Raw genomic sequence first — 312 nt, forward strand, 5'->3', positions numbered from 1 at the left:
GCCAGGCACAGTTGAACCATTATCCACCGTTGTTGCTGGAAGCGTTGCTGCATCATTGCCTGCTACATCTTGGATCGCATTTGGATCATTACCCGTAGTTGGATCGGTATAGCCCACTTCAACCGCTTGACCTGCTGTGACTGCTGTACCTAAAGTCAACACCACACTAGAACCATTCACTGTAACCGCTGTTACAGGTACCACCTGACCATCTGCGGTCACCACGAAACTGTTCAATGGCGGTAAGTTGGTGCCGTCTAGCGCTTCGCTATAGGTCAACGTCAACGATGTGCCTGTTGTATCGAGTGCTGC

1 protein-coding gene is annotated in these 312 nt (G+C 51.0%); it reads right to left on the reverse strand.

The window, feature by feature from the left end; genetic code table 11:
* On the reverse strand, positions 1-312 hold a 312-nt coding region (locus WFN33_RS20270), incomplete at both ends, for a SwmB domain-containing protein (RefSeq protein WP_336954834.1).

Origin of the sequence: Acinetobacter sp. AS167, from assembly GCF_037152175.1 — a bacterium.
Lineage (GTDB): Bacteria > Pseudomonadota > Gammaproteobacteria > Pseudomonadales > Moraxellaceae > Acinetobacter.